The organism is Bilifractor sp. HCP3S3_D3 (assembly GCF_052063915.1).
Taxonomy (GTDB): domain Bacteria; phylum Bacillota; class Clostridia; order Lachnospirales; family Lachnospiraceae; genus Bilifractor.
Map to the genome: position 1 here is coordinate 1 of NZ_JBQHWP010000013.1, position 19478 is coordinate 19478.

14 protein-coding genes and 1 pseudogene are annotated in these 19478 nt (G+C 50.6%); 4 read left to right on the plus strand and 11 right to left on the minus strand.

Annotated elements, in window-relative coordinates:
- The first annotated feature begins 389 nt into the window (after positions 1-389).
- Positions 390-1607, plus strand: coding sequence for an IS110 family transposase (locus ACTNDI_RS08980; protein WP_441100648.1), 1218 nt, complete (start codon positions 390-392; stop codon positions 1605-1607).
- Positions 1608-2264: 657 nt separating this feature from the next.
- Here ACTNDI_RS08980 and ACTNDI_RS08985 read toward each other — a convergent pair.
- The 6 genes from ACTNDI_RS08985 to ACTNDI_RS09010 form a co-directional block, all read right to left on the minus strand.
- Entirely contained in the window at positions 2265-3887 is a 1623-nt protein-coding gene (locus ACTNDI_RS08985) for a Na+/H+ antiporter NhaC family protein (RefSeq protein WP_441100649.1), read from the minus strand.
- 24 nt (positions 3888-3911) lie between these two features.
- Entirely contained in the window at positions 3912-5261 is a 1350-nt protein-coding gene (gene sstT / locus ACTNDI_RS08990) for a serine/threonine transporter SstT (protein WP_441100733.1), read from the minus strand.
- A gap of 220 nt (positions 5262-5481) precedes the next feature.
- Positions 5482-6615, minus strand: a complete 1134-nt coding sequence (locus ACTNDI_RS08995; RefSeq protein ID WP_441100650.1) for a DUF362 domain-containing protein — start codon at positions 6613-6615, stop codon at positions 5482-5484.
- Positions 6616-6678: 63 nt separating this feature from the next.
- Positions 6679-7209, minus strand: a complete 531-nt coding sequence (locus ACTNDI_RS09000; RefSeq protein WP_441100651.1) for a shikimate kinase — start codon at positions 7207-7209, stop codon at positions 6679-6681.
- Positions 7210-7424: 215 nt separating this feature from the next.
- Positions 7425-8297, minus strand: coding sequence for a shikimate dehydrogenase (gene aroE / locus ACTNDI_RS09005; RefSeq protein WP_441100652.1), 873 nt, complete (start codon positions 8295-8297; stop codon positions 7425-7427).
- Between the two features lie 300 nt (positions 8298-8597).
- Entirely contained in the window at positions 8598-9491 is an 894-nt protein-coding gene (locus tag ACTNDI_RS09010) for a ribokinase (RefSeq protein WP_441100653.1), read from the minus strand.
- Positions 9492-9918: 427 nt separating this feature from the next.
- Here ACTNDI_RS09010 and ACTNDI_RS09015 point away from each other — a divergent pair, with 427 nt between their 5' ends.
- A complete protein-coding gene (locus ACTNDI_RS09015; protein WP_441100654.1) occupies positions 9919-10170 on the plus strand; it encodes a hypothetical protein in 252 nt (83 codons plus the stop codon).
- 155 nt (positions 10171-10325) lie between these two features.
- Here ACTNDI_RS09015 and ACTNDI_RS09020 read toward each other — a convergent pair whose 3' ends face one another.
- From ACTNDI_RS09020 to ACTNDI_RS09040, 5 genes and pseudogenes are all read right to left on the minus strand, one after another.
- Entirely contained in the window at positions 10326-13568 is a 3243-nt protein-coding gene (locus tag ACTNDI_RS09020; protein ID WP_441100655.1) for a glycoside hydrolase family 2 TIM barrel-domain containing protein, read from the minus strand.
- Positions 13569-13603: 35 nt separating this feature from the next.
- Positions 13604-13729: pseudogene (locus ACTNDI_RS09025) on the minus strand (carbohydrate ABC transporter permease); the annotation flags it as partial.
- Positions 13730-13954: 225 nt separating this feature from the next.
- Positions 13955-15454 (minus strand): MFS transporter, encoded by a 1500-nt coding sequence (locus ACTNDI_RS09030; RefSeq protein ID WP_441100656.1) that lies wholly within the window; start codon positions 15452-15454, stop codon positions 13955-13957.
- A 3-nt stretch (positions 15455-15457) separates the two neighbouring features.
- On the minus strand, positions 15458-16417 hold the full coding sequence (locus tag ACTNDI_RS09035; RefSeq protein WP_441100657.1) for an alpha/beta fold hydrolase: 960 nt from the start codon (positions 16415-16417) through the stop codon (positions 15458-15460).
- Between the two features lie 2 nt (positions 16418-16419).
- Positions 16420-17151: a glycerophosphodiester phosphodiesterase gene (locus ACTNDI_RS09040; protein WP_441100658.1), complete on the minus strand. Its 732-nt coding sequence runs from the start codon at positions 17149-17151 to the stop codon at positions 16420-16422.
- A gap of 373 nt (positions 17152-17524) precedes the next feature.
- Here ACTNDI_RS09040 and ACTNDI_RS09045 point away from each other — a divergent pair, with 373 nt between their 5' ends.
- Both ACTNDI_RS09045 and rlmD read left to right on the plus strand, forming a co-directional pair.
- Positions 17525-17812 carry a hypothetical protein gene (locus ACTNDI_RS09045; protein ID WP_441100659.1) on the plus strand — a complete coding sequence of 96 codons (288 nt, stop codon included), beginning with the start codon at positions 17525-17527 and terminating at the stop codon, positions 17810-17812.
- 257 nt (positions 17813-18069) lie between these two features.
- Positions 18070-19476 carry a 23S rRNA (uracil(1939)-C(5))-methyltransferase RlmD gene (gene rlmD / locus ACTNDI_RS09050; RefSeq protein WP_441100660.1) on the plus strand — a complete coding sequence of 469 codons (1407 nt, stop codon included), beginning with the start codon at positions 18070-18072 and terminating at the stop codon, positions 19474-19476.
- The last annotated feature ends 2 nt before the right edge of the window (positions 19477-19478 follow it).

A 19478-nucleotide genomic window follows, 5' to 3' on the forward strand; every position in this document is an offset into this window, starting at 1 on the left:
CCGATTGAATGACCTAGGCGCTTTCGCATACCCGTTGTGTTCCGCACTATCTCTTTGCGAACAGCCATTGTTTTCAATGTTTTCTGCCATTAACGGTCATTCCTCCTTTCTACTACAATGTATTTATGGTTGAGATACCCATCAGCCAGATGGGTTCTTCACCGTCTTGTTGCTTAAGCTGTTAGAATGATGGAGCAACGGTATGGCGGCTCCCTTTCTTGGACTTAGCGTCCGCAACTGAGACTGCCAGCCAGCTCCTCATTCGCAGCATTCGTTTTATGCAGGTTGAATTGCCCTTGCGGTGCATTCGTGTCACACCCCAGTAGATAGAACAGGCAATGAGTAAAGCTGACATTTACCGTGTCATATATCATTTCAGGAGGTGGGCAATGAACGCAGTAGGTATTGATGCATCCAAAGGCAAAAGCATGGTGACGATCCTCCGTCCTTTCGGGGAGATCGTTTCAACCCCTCACGAGGTCAGGCATACATCTGACCAGATCGATGACCTGATCCGGGAGATCCGTTCCCTTGAAGGCGACACTCGTATCGTCATGGAGTACACCGGTCGCTATCACGAACCGATGGCCCGCTGGCTTTCCGATGCCGGGCTTTTTGTCAGTCTCGTAAACCCAAAGCTGATCAAAGATTTTGACAACGATTCCCTTCGCAAAGTCAAAACCGATAAGGCTGATTCTGTGAAGATCGCCCGCTATACGCTTGACAAGTGGGACAAGCTCAAGCAGTATGGAGCCATGGATGAATTACGAAACCAACTCAAGACCATGAACCGACAGTTCGGGTATTACATGAAGCTCAAGACCGCTATGAAGAACAACCTCATCAGCCTTCTTGACCAGACATTTCCTGGCGCCAATGCCTTCTTTGATAGTCCAGCCAGAAGCGATGGCTCGCAAAAATGGGTCGATTTCGTCGATACCTATTGGCACGTGGATCGTATCCGTTCCATGTCCCTTTCTGCATTTACCGAGCACTACCAGAAATGGTGCAAACGTAAAGGCTACAACTTCCAGCCAGATAAACCAGCGGAAATCTATGAGTCGATCCGCAACATCATCCCAGTGCTCCCGAAAGATGAGATGACAAAGTTTATCATTCGTCAGGCGGTGAACCAGGTCAATACAGCTTCAGCCGCTGTCGAAGAACTGCGTATCCGCATGAACGACATTGCATCCCAACTTCCGGAATACCCGGCTGTTCTCGCCATGAAAGGTGTCGGGACATCCCTTGGCCCTCAGCTAATGGCCGAGATCGGTGATGTGACCAGATTTACACACAAGGGTGCACTTTCCGCTTTTGCAGGCGTTGATCCCGGAAAGAATGATTCTGGATCCTACTCTCAGAAGAGTGTTCACACTTCAAAACGCGGTTCTGCACCATTGCGCAAAACACTGTTCCAAGTCATGGATGGTCTAATAAAAACGATGCCTCAAGGTGATCCTGTTTACGAATTTATGAACAAAAAACGTTCTCAAGGGAAGCCTTACTACGTTTACATGACCGCCGGAGCCAATAAATTCCTTCGTGTCTACTATGGCCGTGTCAAGGAATACCTGACTGAACACTCAGAAGCAACCGAATCCTGATTTCAATTCATTCATCAAGATTCCACTTGGCCGACACTCTGGCGGCCTTCTTTTCGTGCCTTCATTCAACCTATATAAAATTTTCAAAGTGCATCATTTCAGCCTTGACTTTTTATTTGCAGGCTCGGTCATACTTAAGACTCCTATTGATTCGGTCCTTCGGTTAGCATGTCCATGTTTCCATGTCCATATCCCTACTATGACCTCCGCTGACTTCTGCATGTTCAGCACCGCCTCGTTACCTTGTACGGTGGTTACTCCTTTCAGAGCGTTTCACGCAGACCTCCCTAGGTACCACACGTTTCTTCCTCTCCATCCATCTGCCTCATTTATCATGCATGATTCCGTGTAGTTATTGGGCTTCGACTTGTGCAGCAGCCTTACCCTCATGCATAACCTCGTATAAGATTTCTGTACGTCAGACCGGAGATTTGCCCGTGGGATAGTATGTTCCCCACATCCGGCTTCCTTCAGATTCCGTCTCACGGCGGACACCCTTGCCTTCGGCTATATCCTTCCCACTACCGGGCGGATTCGGGACTTGAACCCGTTGGAAACGTGCGCCGCTAGGCGCACTGCCAAAGGGGCTGCCGCACGAATTCCTTCCGTGCGGCAGCCCCTCACTTTCTGCTATTCACAGGGTTATGTACCCTTCGGTCACCTTTCTACAAATCCCCTCTTCTTCTCCTGCTGTTTCAGAAAAAGGATCACAGCAATCAGAATTACAATTCCACACGGAAGCGAGATCCATGCCGATTTTGTAAATCCGGCAATAATATATGTCACAAATGAAATCGCCGCGCATGTCATAGCATAGGGCAGCTGTGTCATCACATGATTCAGATGGTTTGACTGTGCTCCTGCCGAGGACATGATTGTGGTATCCGAAATCGGCGAGCAATGATCGCCGCACACAGCTCCTGCCATGCAGGCGGACATCGCAATGATCATCATTCTGTAATCCGATCCCTCAAATACATTTACCACAATCGGAATCAGAATACCAAAGGTTCCCCAGGAGGTTCCGGTCGCAAAGGACAGGAACACCGCGATCAGGAAAATGATACACGGCAGCCAGTTCATGAAGCCTTCCGCAGAATTCTTCACGATGGCAGCGACAAATTCCTTCGCGCCAAGGCTGTCTGTCATCGCCTTCAGACTCCATGCAAAGGTAAGAATCAGGATCGGAGAGATCATCGCCTTGAAGCCCTCCGGAATACAATCCATGCACTCCTTAAAGGACAGGACCTTTCTTACAAGATAGAGAATCAGTGTAATCACAAGTCCGACAAACGAGCCGAGCACCAGGCCTACCGATGCGTCACTGCCTGCAAAGGCGTCTATAAAATTCTTGCCGCTGAAAAAACCGCCGGTGTAGATCATGCCGATTACACAGCAGATCACCAGTGCGACAACCGGGATGATCAGGTCAAACACGGTTCCGCAGGAGCTGATCTTCTGACTGTCCGAATCCGCGTACGGACGATCCGGTGTTGTGTACAGATCATTGTTCTCAATCGCATTCTTCTCGTGTATGGCCATCAGACCATAGTCCGTTTTTGTTACGGTAAGAGTAATCATCATGGCAATCGTCAGCAGCGCGTAGAAATTGTACGGAATCGTCTGTACAAACAGAGAAATGCCGTTCTTTCCCTCTACAAAGCCGGAAACCGCCGCTGCCCAGGACGAAATCGGAGCGATGATGCAGACCGGAGCGGCAGTCGCATCGATCAGATAGGCCAGCTTCGCTCTGGATACGTGATGCTTATCTGTGACCGGCCTCATAACCGATCCCACCGTCAAACAGTTGAAATAGTCATCAATAAAGATCAGGCACCCGAGTAGAATCGTAGCCAGCTGTGCTCCTACTCTCGTCCGGATGTGTTTTCCTGCCCATTCTCCGAAGGCTGCCGATCCTCCGGCGCGGTTCATGAGCGCCACAAGGATACCAAGCATCACAAGGAATACCAAGATTCCGACGTTGTAGGAATCAGCGAGAACGGTAATGATTCCGTCCTGAAACACATGATTCAGTGTGCCCTGAAAAGAGAACCCGGAAAAGAGCAGGCCGCCCGCCAGGATTCCGAAAAACAGGGAGCTGTACACTTCCTTTGTGATCAGTGCCAGAACAATCGCGATGACCGGCGGGAGTAAAGCCCACGCCGTCTCCTTTACGGAATCCGCGGTTGTCGTAACCGCGGCGACAACCAGCAGCACAATCATTGCCGCAATAATAACAAACCAGATCATTTTCCTGGTTTTTGAAGGTTTCTTGTCCATTTTCATCCCCCTCAGACTTGTCTGTTATTTATATTCTCCCTCGGCATTTTCCGAGATCGTCTGCTCCCTCATGGCTTCCTTGGTGTCGCCCTGGAAATCCCTGGAGATTCCCATTTTCTTCCGTTCCTTCTCTGTGTACATGAATCCCGGAAGTCTTCTGCCCTCTTTTAGCCACACTCTGTATTCCGCGATGGCGGCAAACACAACATCTCCGGACGAATTCAACATCGTCTCAACCGAATCCTGTACTACCCCGATGATGAATCCGACAGCAACCACCTGCATGGCAATATCATTGGAGATTCCGAACAGTGAGCAGGCCATCGGAATCAGCAGCAAAGACCCGCCGGCTACGCCGGAGGCACCGCAGGCCGCAAAGGTGGAGAGTACACTGAGAATCAAAGCGGTCGGTATATCAACAGTGATCCCCATCGTATGTGCGCACGCAAGTGTCATCACGGATATGGTGATCGCCGCGCCGTCCATATTGATGGTCGCTCCAAGCGGTATGGACACCGAATACATATCCTCATCCAGGCCGAGACGTTTGCAAAGCGACATGTTGATCGGGATGTTTGCCGCGGAGCTCCTGGTGAAGAACGCCGTAATGCCGCTTTCCCTGATACACTTCCAGATCAGCGGATATGGATTTCTGTGCAGATGAATCCAGGCAACAATTCCATTGACAAGCAGAGATTCGAAAGCCATGCAGCCCACAAGCAACAGCAACAGTTTTCCGTACGTCGTGAAAATGGAAAGGCCGTTCTCATGCACCGTGGTGAACACCAGACCCATAATTCCGAACGGAGCGAAGTTGATGATCCAGCGCACCACCTGTGACACTGCCTCAGATACATTTGACATGAATTTTTTTGAGGTATCGGCGGCAAATTGCTTCATCGCAGCTCCAAACAGTGCCGCCCAGAACAGAACGCCGATATAATTCGCATTTACCAGTGCGTCAACCGGATTTGATACGACATTCATCAGCAGGTTTTTCATGACCTCTCCGATTCCCTGCGGAACGGTATCGGCCTGTGCCGCTTCCACACCGGTCAGTACCAGGGTCTGCGGAAAAATGAAACTGGCAGCTACTGCCACAAAAGCCGCCAGGAAGGTTGTCAGCATATACAAAAACAGTACGTTGCCGAACCTTTTATCCAGCTTGCCGGATCCCTGCGCAAGAGCTCCGCTGACCAGAACAAAAACCAGAACCGGGGCTATCGCCTTCAGCGCGCCGACAAAGAGATCCCCCAGAATCTCAAGCCAGCTCCAGCCGGGAAGCAGAAACGCGAGAGCAATACCAATGATGATTCCGCACAAAATCCGCAGAATCAGGCTGGTATCGTTATACCTCTTCGCAGCCCTCTTCAGAAAATTCAAAAAAGCCATACAATGTTCCTCCTCATTTTACGGAGCTGGCAGAAGCGCAGCCTCACCCGTGTATTAACCTTGCATCATTTTACCACAGTGAAGCACTGAAGAAAATACCTTTTATTAATAGAGCCTTAAGTACTTTTATTGTTTTTATGGACCATCGCCGTTTTATTGTATTGCAACGCGCCGTTGGCGTTTTTTATTGTATTGAAACGCATCATTGACGTTCGATATATCGCTTCAGTTCCCGGTAGATTTTTTCCTCATCGGGCGGGCATCCCATCACACAATAATCGAATTCCCTGGTGCACTTTCCGATCCCAAGCTTTCCTTTTTTCCCCTGCTGACCCTGACCAATGGCAATCTTGTCCTTCAACTGATCCAGGAGACCTTCCTCCTTCAGACGGATCAGCGCCGGCACCAGACTCCCATAGCAGGCGCTGCAGGAATCCACCTCATCCACAGCATAGGCGACCTCAAGAACCCGGTTCTGCTCCGTTCTTGCCTCTTCCTCTCCGTCTTCTTCCGGCCGACTGATCCTGAAGGCGCCGTCTGCACCCTGGATTGTCACGATCTGCGCATGGGCAAGATCCGTGCTGCCGATTCCCAGCCGTCCGGCTTCGATCACATAGGGGACCTCCTCCGGACGCAAGCCGAGCAGATAGCAGGCATAGCAGTCGGTCAGCACAGGATCCGCGGATGCCATGATGCAGTTCTTCACAAGCGGATTCCCACCCTCCTCAAAATCAGGGTCGCCGCAGATGTGATCAATCACAATAAAATCCTGATGTATGCCCCCGGACAGATGAGCGATCGGATCATGGAGCCCCATTTTGTGAAAGCGCCGCTTCTCCGGATTCGGGAGAAGGCCTTTCAGATTCTTCAGCGCACACGTCATCTTCGTCTGACAATGTCCCTTCAGGACCGGAACATTGATCAGAAAATCATACGCATCCACGACATCCGTGACATGGAGCTGCATACCGCAGCAGTCAATGACATGTGATTTCAGTTTCTGCGTATCAATGAAGGGCACACCATACGTTTCCGATATCGAGCGGTAACCGCAGTATTCATATGCCTCTGATGTCCGGTCCCCCACCCAGGATCCCTCCGCAATCATCAGGTTTTCAAATCCGTTTTCCTGCAGGTACTCGATGATTCCCGCCACAATTTCCGGATGCGTTGTCGCTCCGAAATCCGCGGGAGAGGGGCATACCAGGTTCGGCTTGATGCAGATCCTGCGTTTCCGGTCACGGATCCGACCCGCGAGATCCGTACTTTTCAGAAGCCGGACCGTCATCTCCTTATACGCCGTTCCGTATATTTTCCAGATCTGGTTATCCTTCATAAATAACATCCTTTCATTTGCCGAAGGCGGAAGCACACGATCTTCATGTTGTGGATAGCCGACTCATCTGACCTCTTTTTTTAATTGGCGGATCATATCCTCACAGATCTCAGATGCGCTCCGTCCATCCGTCGCGATGCGGATATCCGCAGCCGCCTCATACTTTGGCCGGCGCTTTTCCATCAGCTCAGCGATGTATTCTACATCTTTATGGTTCTCAAGCAACGGACGGTCATGGCTGTCCTTCACACGCTCGAGGATTGTCTCCGGTTTCGCGTCAAGAAGCACAACTCTTCCGTTTTTCTTCATGGCTGACACATTTTCCTCCCGCATCGGAACGCCTCCCCCGCAGGACACAACTGTATTGCTCTGATTCTTCATTCCGACCAGCAGAGAGGTCTCAAGCTTCCGGAAATACTCTTCTCCATGCGTTCGAAATATTTCCGGGATGCTCATGCCCTCCTGCTCCGCAATCATCCGGTCCATCTCAATCACCTTCATCCCATAGGTCTTATTGAGATATTTCGCGACGGTAGACTTCCCGGCGCCCATAAAGCCGATCAGGAAAATGTTGTAATCAAATAATTGTTCCATATCCGGATCCCCTATCTGTCTTATTCGTGTGGTTCCTGCTTAATTACGTGATTCGTGCGTGATTGTGTGATTTATACGCACTTACATGTTCATGCGCAGTCATATGATTTATGCGCACTTACACGTTCGTGCGCGGTCATGTGATTCATGCGCACTTACGTGTTCGTGTACAGTCATGTAGTTCGCGCGCGGTCCTCTTCAATATTTCTACGACCTCAGTCAGAAAAATACCGTTCCTTCACTTCCTCTACCGGCATATCCTCTCCGGTATACAGCTTGAATGCCGCCACGCCCTGCCAGAGCAGCATGCCCTTCCCGTTTATGGTCTGAAGGCCGTGTTCTCTCGCCTCACGCAGGAGTTTTGTCTCCTCCGGATTATAAACGGTGTCGGCAACCACAAGTCCTTCATGGAAGGCAGAAAGATCCTTGACCACACTCTGGTCATCAAGCGGCTTCATCCCGACAATCGTCGCGTTAACCATGATATCGCTGTCCTGAATCTCTTGTGTCATCTTTGCCACGTCCGCAAGATCATAGACGTTGATCTCACAGGTCGGAACCTCCGCCCTGATTCTTGCGGCCATATCCACCGTTCTCTGGAAGAAGTTATCCTTGATGTTAAATATAGAAATCTTCTTCGCGCCATCGAGTGCGAGCTGCACCTGGATTGCGGTGGCAGCTCCGCCTCCTCCGGCTATGGTCACCTTTTTCCCCTTCACCTCAACGCCATGATCCCGGAGATTATCAACGAATCCGACGCCATCGGTCATATGCCCGATCAGTTTTCCATCCTCATTGACAATTGTGTTCACTGCTCCGATAATACGGGCAGCCGGCGAAAGCTCATCCATGCACTTTGCCGCCGCAATCTTATCCGGCATGGTGACGTTCATGCCGCGCATGTGGAAGAGCCGCATGGCATCGAGCGCCTGCGGCACATCCTCCTCCTTCACATCAAAGGCTGTATAGACATAATTCAACCCAAGTCTTTGAAAACTGTAGTTGTACATGGCAGGCGAGCCCGAATGGCCAACCGGAGAGCCGATCAGAGCAAGCAGCGTCGTATGACCATCAATCTTATAATCCATGATATATTCCTCCTGAGACTTATAATATTCTGTCGATATTTTCTCCAGGCAGATAAATTTTGTTTTATTATAACTTTGCTCCAACACCGGCGCAAGATGGATTGTTCACATCGATGCTCCCGCCTGCCAGACACCCGGATGCTCTGTATCTGCTGTTTGACCGATGCACACCCGTATACTCAGCACTTGCCCCCTTAACGCTGCACACATATGCTCCGGCGCTCTTTCCGGCGCTCATTCCGTATTAATACATCGGCAACAATCTGTCTGTCAGCAATACGTCATTCCTGCTCAGCAACTTCAGAACCGGTAGTTTAACACCTCATCCATGACAGGAATGGAAGGTGCCGCTCCCGGTCTTGACACCGTGACCGCGGATGCCCTCGCTGCCAGATCCAGCGCTTCCTCAGGTGTTCTTCCGCCAATGACGGATGCAAGGAAGTAACCGGTGAACGTATCTCCCGCAGCTGTTGTATCCACTGCTTTCACTTTGTAAATGCTCTTTCGGATGATCTCCCCTTTATAAATATATACAGAGCCGGCAGATCCCAGCGTCAGTATCGTATGCGCTTTCGGGGAAATACTTCTGAGGCCCTCCATCAACTTCTCCGGGTCGTCAGACGGATATCCGGTGATCTGTCCTGCCTCGATTTCATTCACAAAGAAATAGTCCACATATTCGAGAGGGAGGTCATTGATTTTTTCGTTCATCGGAGAGGGATTCAGCACGATTGTCATCCCTGTTTCATGCGCTTTTTCAATAATATACTTCAGATTGTTAATTTCATTCTGAAGGACGATCCAGTCCCCCTTTTCAAAATGGCACAGAGTCTGATCCACCTGTTTCTCCGTCACCGCCTGATTCGCACCGCCGAACAGAATGATGCAGTTGTCTCCATCATCCGTATTCTGTATGATCGTGTGTCCGACCGGTATGTCATCCAGGCACCGTACAAAATCAGTATTCACGCCCGCATCCCGTAAAACCTGAAGTAGAATTTCCCCTCCCTTTCCGATGCATCCCGCATGGTAAACCTCAAGTCCCGCGCGGCTGAGTGCCACGGACTGATTCAGTCCCTTTCCACCCGGAAAAATATTCCTGTCTGTCGCAGAAAGTGTCTCTCCCCTGACAATCACGTGCGGCACTCTGTACACATAATCCACATTAAGTGAACCGAAATTTACGATCTTCATAAATAAAATCCTCCTGAATGATCACATGTCATCTTACGATTGCTCATCTTTTTCTTCCGCTGCTCCGGCAATAGAGAAATTGCATGGCACTCTGACACATCTGCCGGTGCAGATACACTTCGGACATCGGACAGATGTTCGCTGGCTGCACTGTCAATCCGTTATTCATATATTCAATATAGCATATCCAGACACTATCCTAAATCTGCATTTGTTTTTTGCTTCTTACGAAAGCATTGAAAGAATTCTGTACGGCCCTAATATTACGAACCGATAACGCACGCATTATCCACACTTAAAATAAAATCATCTAAATTTAAAGGGAGATAGTAGAATTCGTCAGACATCTGCGTTAAAATACAATTACAAGAAACAATTTGTATTCCGGACAAGCAGATTCCGGAACCTTTGAATGGAGGGATACGAAATGAAAGCGATGAAAACAAATCAGCTTCAGGCCGAAAATAATACAGCTTCCGCAAATCACCATCTGTCACTTCAAAGGAAGCTAGCCATCGTGATTATGGCAATCGCACTCGCAACCATCGGCATTTTCTATTTTGTCTGCTACATCAACGGCGGCGATATGCGGTCCGTATACGAGGCGGTTCTTCCGTATCTGATGTCCGGAATACTGATCCTGAGTCTCGCAATAATGGGGATCAGTCTTCAGAAATGAACGCAAGAAACAGACCTCAGGAAATGAGACATAAGGAATGAATCGCAGCAAAAATGCCGCACCCTTATCTCCCCGAAATGGATTTGAATTTTATCCATTCCGGAACATAAGGGTGCGGTTTTTTCTGCCGGTTATATTCTTAACTTTATGTTTTCTCAGATTCCTCTGAAGGAGAACTCGATCTCCATCGGCTTCGTGTTGTCCAGACGATATTCCGGATGAACCTGTGCGCCCCAGGAGTCATCTCCTCCGACGCCCATCTGAAGCCCGACTCTCACGCAGGTATGAACCGTCTCCGGAAGCTCGTTCGGATGCGATGCGCATTCCAGCTCCTCGGGCGAGTACGGAAGCGCGGAGAACTGCAGTCCGTTCACCTTGAAACGAAGGCCTCTTCCAAGACTGTCGGTCACCTCGGCCCATCGGACATCTGTGTGATTTCCGCACTCCTGTGGGCGAAGATACCCGGCCATGCACTGATCAACGGTGGTCCGGTAGACTCCGATTTTTGCGTTGCGGCGGTCCAGGTAGGTCTCCTCAGGGCCCGCGCCGTACCATTTCAAATGATCCTCGTCCGCGTCCAGCATAAACAGCATACTGAACTCCGGAAGCTCTCCGATTTCCCGGGAGGCATCCATCTGCATACGGACAGAAATCTCTCCGTCCGGCTTCACGGAATAGGTCACCAGGCAGTCCTTCGCCGGTATAGTTGCGAGATGGTACGTGTATGTGACGGTTACCAGATCTTCCGAAATGTCGATCTTGTAATCGGTCACCTGTCTCTCTTCCTGCGAAATCGTGGTTGCGAAAAGTCCAGCCTGTCTCCACTGTCCCGCGCGCATCGGGAAGAGGCATCCCATATCATTGTCTGTCATCGCTCTCCAGAAATTCGGGCGCGGATTTGCCTTGAACATTTCTCTTCCCGCATATACGTAGGAGACGAGACCGCCGTGAAGATTGGAAAACAGAACACGGAAATGCTCACCGGATACGCCAAGATTAACCGCGCCCTTTACGACCTTCATCCTGCTGCCGGATTCCGATATCGCCCGGTTATTCTTGATTCCGGAAACAGAATCTGCCTGTACATTCTTTTCTCCAGAAGCGATCATCTTCTGCGCCCACGCAATCTCGGTGCCTGCCGGCGCCCAGGGTGTCTCCTCCCTGGTGACGAATGATACTGTGAGGGCTGCCTCTCCTGCCAAAACCGGTATCTCAACCGGCAGAGAAATTGTTTTCTCCTCCTGCGGTCCGACCGACACCAAAGTTTTCACACGGCAGATCTCGCGATCCTCCCCGGTCAGGGTAATTACGCAGTCAAACCGGTCTGTATTCGTAAACAGGAACTTGTTCTTTACAACAGCGGTGATTCCCGTGGCAGCGGTTCCGGCTGATCTGTCTGCAGATGCCGGATCCGAGGCCCTGACAGATTCCGCTCCAATACTTACACAGATACTTTGATATCCGTTCCGAACCTCCTGCATCTTCGGAGATGGAGTCCTGGTATCTCCGTAGACGATTCCGTTTCCGGAGAAATTCCCGTCATGCGGACGGTCGTCAAAGTCACCTCCATAGCCCAGATAGGTTCTGCCGTACCGGTCCTTCCGGAGGATCGCCTGATCGATATAATCCCAGATGAATCCGCCCTGATACAGCGGATCGTCTTCCGCAAGCTCGATATATTTCAGAAACGCGCCGCAGGAATTGCCCATGGCATGCGCATATTCACAGCAGATATAGGGTTTCTCCCTGTGCTCCGACAGGAATTTTCGAATCTCCTGAACCGGCGTGTACATGGTACTGACCACATCTGTCGTGTCCGGATAGCGGTCATCGTGGGCCACTCCCTCATAGTGCACAAGTCTCGAAGCATCCTCCGCATGGAAAAAGCGGGACATTTCGTAGAGATCTTTTCCTCCCAGCGACTCGTTTCCGCAGGACCAGAGCAGCACACAGGCATGGTTTTTATCCCGCTGAAGCATGCTGTTCGCACGGTCCAGAATCAGATCAAGGTACTCAGGTCTGTCCCCGGGGACTGTCTCCTCGAGTGTGATATCGCCCCGGAATACCATGTCCCACAGCCCATGCGTTTCCAGATTCGTCTCGTCGATGACATAGAGGCCGTAGAGATCACAGAACCGGTAGAAGGCGGTCTGGTTCGGGTAGTGGCTCGTACGGACCGCATTGATGTTGTTGCGCTTCATCGTCAGAAGATCGGTGCGAATCGTCTCCGCATCAATCGCCCTTCCCCTGTCCGCGCTGAACTCATGGCGGTTCACTCCATTGAACACGATGCGTTTTCCATTGATATGCATCATGTGATCAATCATCTCAAAACGGCGGAATCCGAAGAGCTCAAGGACGGTCTCTCTGCGGATATTATTGCTGTCGAAGGCACGTATTCTCACCTGATACAGGAAGGGATCCTCCGCGCTCCAGAGCCGTGGTTCACCGGCATCCAGAAGGATTTCCGCCCGGTATGCGGATTTTTCATTCTCTCTTGCAAGAGCAAAGCGCTTTCCGGCGCCATTGAGGGAATCCTCGGCCGTCTTCTCTTCTGTCCGCGCTTTCACAGGTCCTGCTTCCACTTTGTGAAGCTCCGCCTTCTTCACAGAGATTACCTTACCCTCTCTGTCTTCCAGTGATAGCTCAATGCTCCCCTCTTTCGTGGCATAGATTTCTGCCTTCAGAGAAGCGTGGCGATAATCATCTGCCACCTCCGGTGTGAGACGCAGATCGCTCACATGAAGATCCGGTATCATGATCAGATACACATCCCGGAAAATGCCGGAGAACCGGAAGAAATCCTGATCCTCACACCAGCTTCCCGCCGTAAACCGGAACACACGAACCGCCAGCTTGTTTTCTCCATCCACGAGATATGGTGTCAGATCAAACTCTGACGGGGTGAAGCTGTCCTCGCTGTATCCGATATAACTGCCGTTCAGCCAGAGCGCGAATCCGCTCTCAACGCCTTCAAAGCAGATATGAAGCTCATGATTTTTCATGCCCTCGGGGACTGTAAAATACCGGACATAACTCGCAACCGGGTTGAACTCCTCCGGGATCTGTCCCGGTAAGATTTTCTCGATTCCGTCCCACGGATACTGGGTGTTGACATACTGCGGATGTCCATATCCCTGCATCTGGATGTGTCCCGGCACCCGGATGTCCGCCCAGCCTCTGCAGTCGTAGTCAACCGCCTCAAATCCCTTAATCGCTTCCCGGTAATTCTCCGCATAGGAAAACTTCCACACTCCGCTCAGCAGATAACGGCAGTCAGACTCTTCCCATGCTTTTTCGGGCTCACACTCATAGAACATGTGATCCGAATGCGCCGGCAGACGGTTCTGGCTGAAGATCCGTGGATCTTTTACTATATTGTAATCAAATTCTGTCATTTTCTTATTCCTTCCGTTCTCACACTGTATTCGGATTATTTAACGGCACCGGTAATACCTTCCGCAAACTGTTTCTGCAGTACGAAGAAGATGATCATCGTAGGAATGGAGCAGAAAAGTACACCGAGCATCAGCACGCCATAGTCTGTCGTATGACCCTTTCCGGTCTGAAATATCTGTTCTGACCGCATAGTATCTGATTGCGGGATACCCGAGCGCAAAACATCTGACCGCAGAACATCTGACCACGGAATGTCTGGCCGCGGAATGTCTGGCCACGGAATGTCTGGCCACGGAATGTCTGGCCGCGGAATGTCTGGCCACGGAATATCGGACCACAGAGTATCTAAGGTTTCACGCCGCAGCCTGGCATAACCTCAGGCATCTCAGCTTTCTTCCCTTCCGTGGGTTCTGTTTCCGACCCACTGGTTCCGGATATTCCAGAGTTTGTCAAAAGGCATTCCCGTCACCTTCTCGCATATGCGGATCTCCTCCGGCGTTGCCTCTGAGCTGTCCTCTCCTCTGCGTCTGCGGATCTCCTTCTTGACAATATTGAATTCCTTTTCTGTCATCGGGAAAAGATACCCGAATACAAATAAGAGTACGCAGAGAATGACCGGCATGAGTACAAAAATCGCTGCGATTCCCTTCTGTGTGAACGCGGACTGCCTTGCCCCTTCGTTTGCCAGCTTCTCACTGTACCCGACCGCGGTGAGCAGAATACCGATCAGCCATGCAGAAAGTCCTGAAGAAATCTTCCTGGCAAAGGTTGACATTCCGGATACTACGCCGGGACGATGAATTGAAGTGATCAGCTCGTCTACATCAGGCATATCCGCCATGATGGCAAAGATACTCGTGAGCGTAGCCGCATTGCCGATTCCGATCCCGACTGCCAGCGCGAGGATCGGATAAATGCTGGCGCCCTCATAGGAGAACGGGATAAGGAGCAGCGTGCAGGCGACACGGATCGGGGCGCCGATCAGAATCGTCGTTCGCTTGGAGGTCTTCGCCATCACCGGGCCCCAGATCAGCATACCGATAAGCTGCGCTACAATCAGAGCCGCCATCAGATAGGTGACATAGTGATTCTTATAGCCGTTAATGACGTCATCCACATAGTATACCGCCATTCCGGATACAAAATCCATGCCGCACTGCCCCGTCAGGTAGATTCCAATAAAAAGGCGGAATGACCGGCTGCGGAATGCGCTTGCCGCATGATCGAAGCTGCTGATCATTTTAGAGCGAACCGGCGCGTGATAATTCTCCCAGGTTCCCCCAACCGTGATCAGACAGGTCACCAGGAACAGAAGTCCGAAGATAACGCCGCAGCGAAGATACATGGTTGTCTTCGTCGTATCTGTGATCAGAAGCGTCGGAGCAACTCCGCAGACCATCGCTCCAAGCGTGGACCAGATCATACGGACATTGGAGAAACGTGATCTGGTGTCGTAATCATCCACCATGTCCGGCAGAAGCCCGTTATAAGGAACCATCAGGATCGTCGATCCGGTTGAGAACAGGCAGTACATAATCACATAGAAAATGAACATCGTGACAGGTCTGTCTGTGCGGAACGGTACCCACAGCGTGGCAAAGGTCAGCGCCGTCGCAAAGGAACCGATCAGCATATAGAAACGCTTGGCGCCCATCTTCGCGCTGGTCCGGTCCGCGATATTTCCCATGATCGGGTCTGTGACCGCGTCCCAGAAATGTCCGATCAGGGGAACCGTTCCGGCGAGCGCCGCCGGCATCCCGATCGCCTTGATCAGAAAGACAGAGAAGAACGCATTAATGATGACGAAGGCTCCTCCGTTGAAAAACTCACCCGCCCCGTACATGAACTGGGACGATAATCCTGTACTGTGCTTTCCTGACTGCATGTGTCACTCCTTTCTCATGGAGTCAAGCTCCTGGAACAGCTTCTCGTAGTAGTCCTTACGCACATCCGTCGCTGCATTGAAGATCTCATGCCGCGATGTCGGAAACTCATAGCGGTGCGTCTGTGGAAGTGCCCGGAAGAGATCACGGTATCCCTCAGGATCAACCAGATGATCCTGCCCCGCCATGAAAACAGCGAGCGGTGTCCGGATCTTCTTCGCGTCGCGTATCAGTCTCGCTGTCGCCTCCAGGCTGGCGATCGACCAGCCGAACGTAGCTCCGTAGGTCTGGTAGTTATCATTCGCGCACCGCATCTCAAACATGTAATCATAACGGGAACGCGACTGACAGCTGGACTGTTCAAAAATATTGACCCCGTCGAAACGGCTCTGTCCCGCCGAAAGCTTTTTCTTCATATGGAACAGCGTCACCAGAAACCGCATCGCCCGTATCTGCGCCTCAGAATAACCCTTTGTCTTCAGCTTCAGCATCGGGCTTGAAAGCACAGCCCCACCGAAGTCTTCCGGATAATTCTCCAGATACAGAGACGCGATCGCCCCTCCCATCGAATGGGCAAACAGGAGCCTTCGATGGCTGTCCGCCGAAACGACCTGATCATAGAATCCCTTCATATCTGAGACATACGTATCATAATTATCAATATGGACCAGATCCTTCTCCTTCAGTTTTCCACCGGACAGTCCATGTCCACGCATCTCCGGAAAATAGAATCCGAATCCGTGCCTGTAAAAATACCAGGACATCTCATGATACTTGCCGTAAAACTCACAGAAGCCGTGAAACATCACCACGACAGCCGTTGCATTTTCCGGTATCGCATAATAGTAATGGATCTTTGTCCCATCGGAGGAGATAAAATAATTCTCCTTCACGCACTCCTCCCGCCATCGGCGGCAGGGCCCGTCCATTGCCTGTCTGTAATCATCTTCACCGAGGAATTCCATGATTATTTCCTCCTGAACAGCTCCAGCGCCTTCTTCGGATAATTTGTAATGACCGCATTCACGCCGGCATCCTGGCACATCTTCATGTACTTCTCATCGTTTACCGTCCAGACATTTACATCGATGTCCTTCTCCCTGCACTCCTCCATGAATCCCGGGAACTGAAGATTATAGAGCGCCGGATGAAGTGCGTCCACTCCGTGATTTTTTGCGTAGGAAGGCATGTCGAGTGTTCCGTCCGCATACAGGAATCCGGTCCTGGCATTCGGATCCAGTTCCTTGATCTTCATGACGGAATAATGATTGAAGGAGGAATAAATGACCCTGTCCTCATAGTGATTTTCCTGCGTCATTTTGACGATGGCATTTTCAATGTCCTTATAAAAAATGATTCCGGTCTTCAGCTCGATATTAATCACAAGACCGGTATCCCGGAGCGCGTCAAAAACCTCCTGCATCGTGGGAATCCGGGCTCCCTCATACGCCTTGTTGCCGTTGTCGAAATTCATCTTCTTCAATTCTTCCAGCGTATAATCCTTCACCCATCCGGCCCCGTCAGAGGTACGGTCAATCTTTTCGTCATGGCATACGACAATCTGATTGTCACGGGTCAGCTGAACATCCAGTTCCACGCCATCGGCGCCCATCTCCGCAGCCAGTCGGAATGCCTCCAGTGTATTCTCCGGAGCATATCCACTTGCCCCTCTGTGTGCCCAAACAAAAGGTGTACTCATAATAAGCCTCCATTCAAAAGAAATGTTCTATCTCGCTGCATCTCAACAGAATATGATTCATACCCCATTGTGCTGCAACAGGATATGATTCATACCCCCCATTGTACTGCAACGAGAAAAAATTTATATCTCATTGTACCGCAACACCAGATAGGATTTCAATATTTTTACCTAAACTCCGAATTATGCTTATGTAAAAATTATACGTTTTCTACAAAAACACCGGTCTCTCCGGCAAGTATTTCCCTGTTGATTCCTTGTTTTTTCGCACGTACTTATGATATAATAGCGTTAATTGAGAGTTAATCTTAAAGCGCAGAATGAGGGGGATACCGCTGCAATATTAAATTCTAGCGAAATGGAGTGACCGATCATGGATAAGGAATCAATCAAGGCAATTATCGATGCCATTCAGGCAAAGAAGAACAGCACAACGATGAAGAAGGGTTCTCTGCTCAGAATTATTGCGATAGCCGTCGCCGCAACCGCTGCGGTCTGTGGAATTGCATACGCAGTATACCGCTACTTCACACCGGATTATCTGGAAGATTTCGATGACGAAGACTTTGACGATGATTTTGACAGCTATTTTGATGAGAACGACAAAGACGAAGAAGAGAAATCCTCCGGAAAGAGTTCCGATGAATCCGGCGAAGACTGACATCAACCGCTGAATGGATCGCCTCAGACCTGCGAATATCCGGCCGAAGAACCGGTATTCAATCACAAGAACAGCAACAGAGCGGAAATAATACAAAGCTCCGACACATGATGTGCCGGGGCTTTTTTGAGGAGAAGTTATTTTTTTATCCGTTCAAAAACCGTTATCATCAATCCACGTTATTATTCATCCGTTGATACCATATTCATCCGTTATTACCATATTCATCCTGTATTACAACCGAAAGGATTTTATTTATGAAAAAAGGTGAGATCTACGAGGGCACTGTCGACCATATCTCCTTCCCGAACAAAGGGCACGTCCTTGTCGCCGGGGAAGACAGTGAGGTAATTGTCAAGAACACTATCCCCGGTCAGACCGTACGCTTCCGCATCAACAAGAAGAAGGCCGGACGCTTAGAAGGACAGCTTCTGGAGGTTCTTCAGCCATCCGTTCTCGAGACAGCCGACCCCGAATGCAGTCTGTTTCCGCGCTGCGGCGGCTGCACCTACCGCACACTTCCTTATGCGGAACAGCTTGCGCTGAAGGAAGGCGAAATCAAGTCTCTGATCGGCAGAGCGCTGGCCGAGGGCGGGCAGATCCGGAGCGACGGCTCCCCGGACTATGTATTCGAGGGTGTCAAACCGAGTCCCGAAGAAAAAGGTTACCGCAACAAGATGGAATATGCCTTCGGGGACATGGAAAAGGACGGCGAACTAACCCTTGGTCTTCACAGGAAGAACAGCACCTACGATATTCTGACGGCTGATCACTGCCAGATCGTGCACGAAGATTTCAACCGCATTCTCTCCTGCGTACTTAAATTCTGCCGGGCGCACCACTGGCCGTATTTCCATAAGATCTCCCACGAAGGATATCTGCGTCATCTTCTGGTAAGGCGCGCATCCATAACCGGCGAGATACTGGTCGATCTTGTCACGAGCTCTCAGTATCCGGAGCAGGAAGCTCTTCAGGAACTGTGCGCGAGGCTGAGAGCCCTTGACCTCGAGGGAACGCTAATCGGCGTTCTGCATACCGTAAACGACTCCGTCGCGGATATCATCCGTAACGATCGCACCGATCTGCTCTACGGAAGAGACTATTTCTACGAGGAGCTTCTCGGTCTCCGGTTCCGCATCACTCCTTTTTCCTTTTTCCAGACAAACTCCAGAGGTGCAGAGGTCCTTTACAGCACCGCCAGAGAATTTCTGGGAGATGTCGGGAATCAGACTGTCTTCGACCTCTACAGCGGTACCGGAACCATCGCACAGATCATCGCTCCGGTGGCGAAAAAGGTCGTGGGTGTCGAGATCGTAGAGGAAGCCGTAGAGGCAGCCCGTGAAAATGCCTGCCTGAATCATCTCGACAACTGTCATTTTCTCGCAGGCGATGTTCTGAAGGTTCTCGACGAAATTCCGGACAAGCCCGACTCCATCATTCTCGATCCGCCCCGCGAGGGGATTCACCCAAAAGCCCTGCCCAAAATCATCGCCTACGGCGTCAACAAGATTATCTACATTTCCTGCAAACCCACGAGCCTTGCCAGAGATCTCCCGGTATTTCTGACGCATGGCTACCGGCTGGAGCGAATTGCCTGCGTTGACCTGTTCCCCGCGACCGTGCATGTGGAGACGGTTGTCCTGCTGTCGCGGACCGAAATTTGATT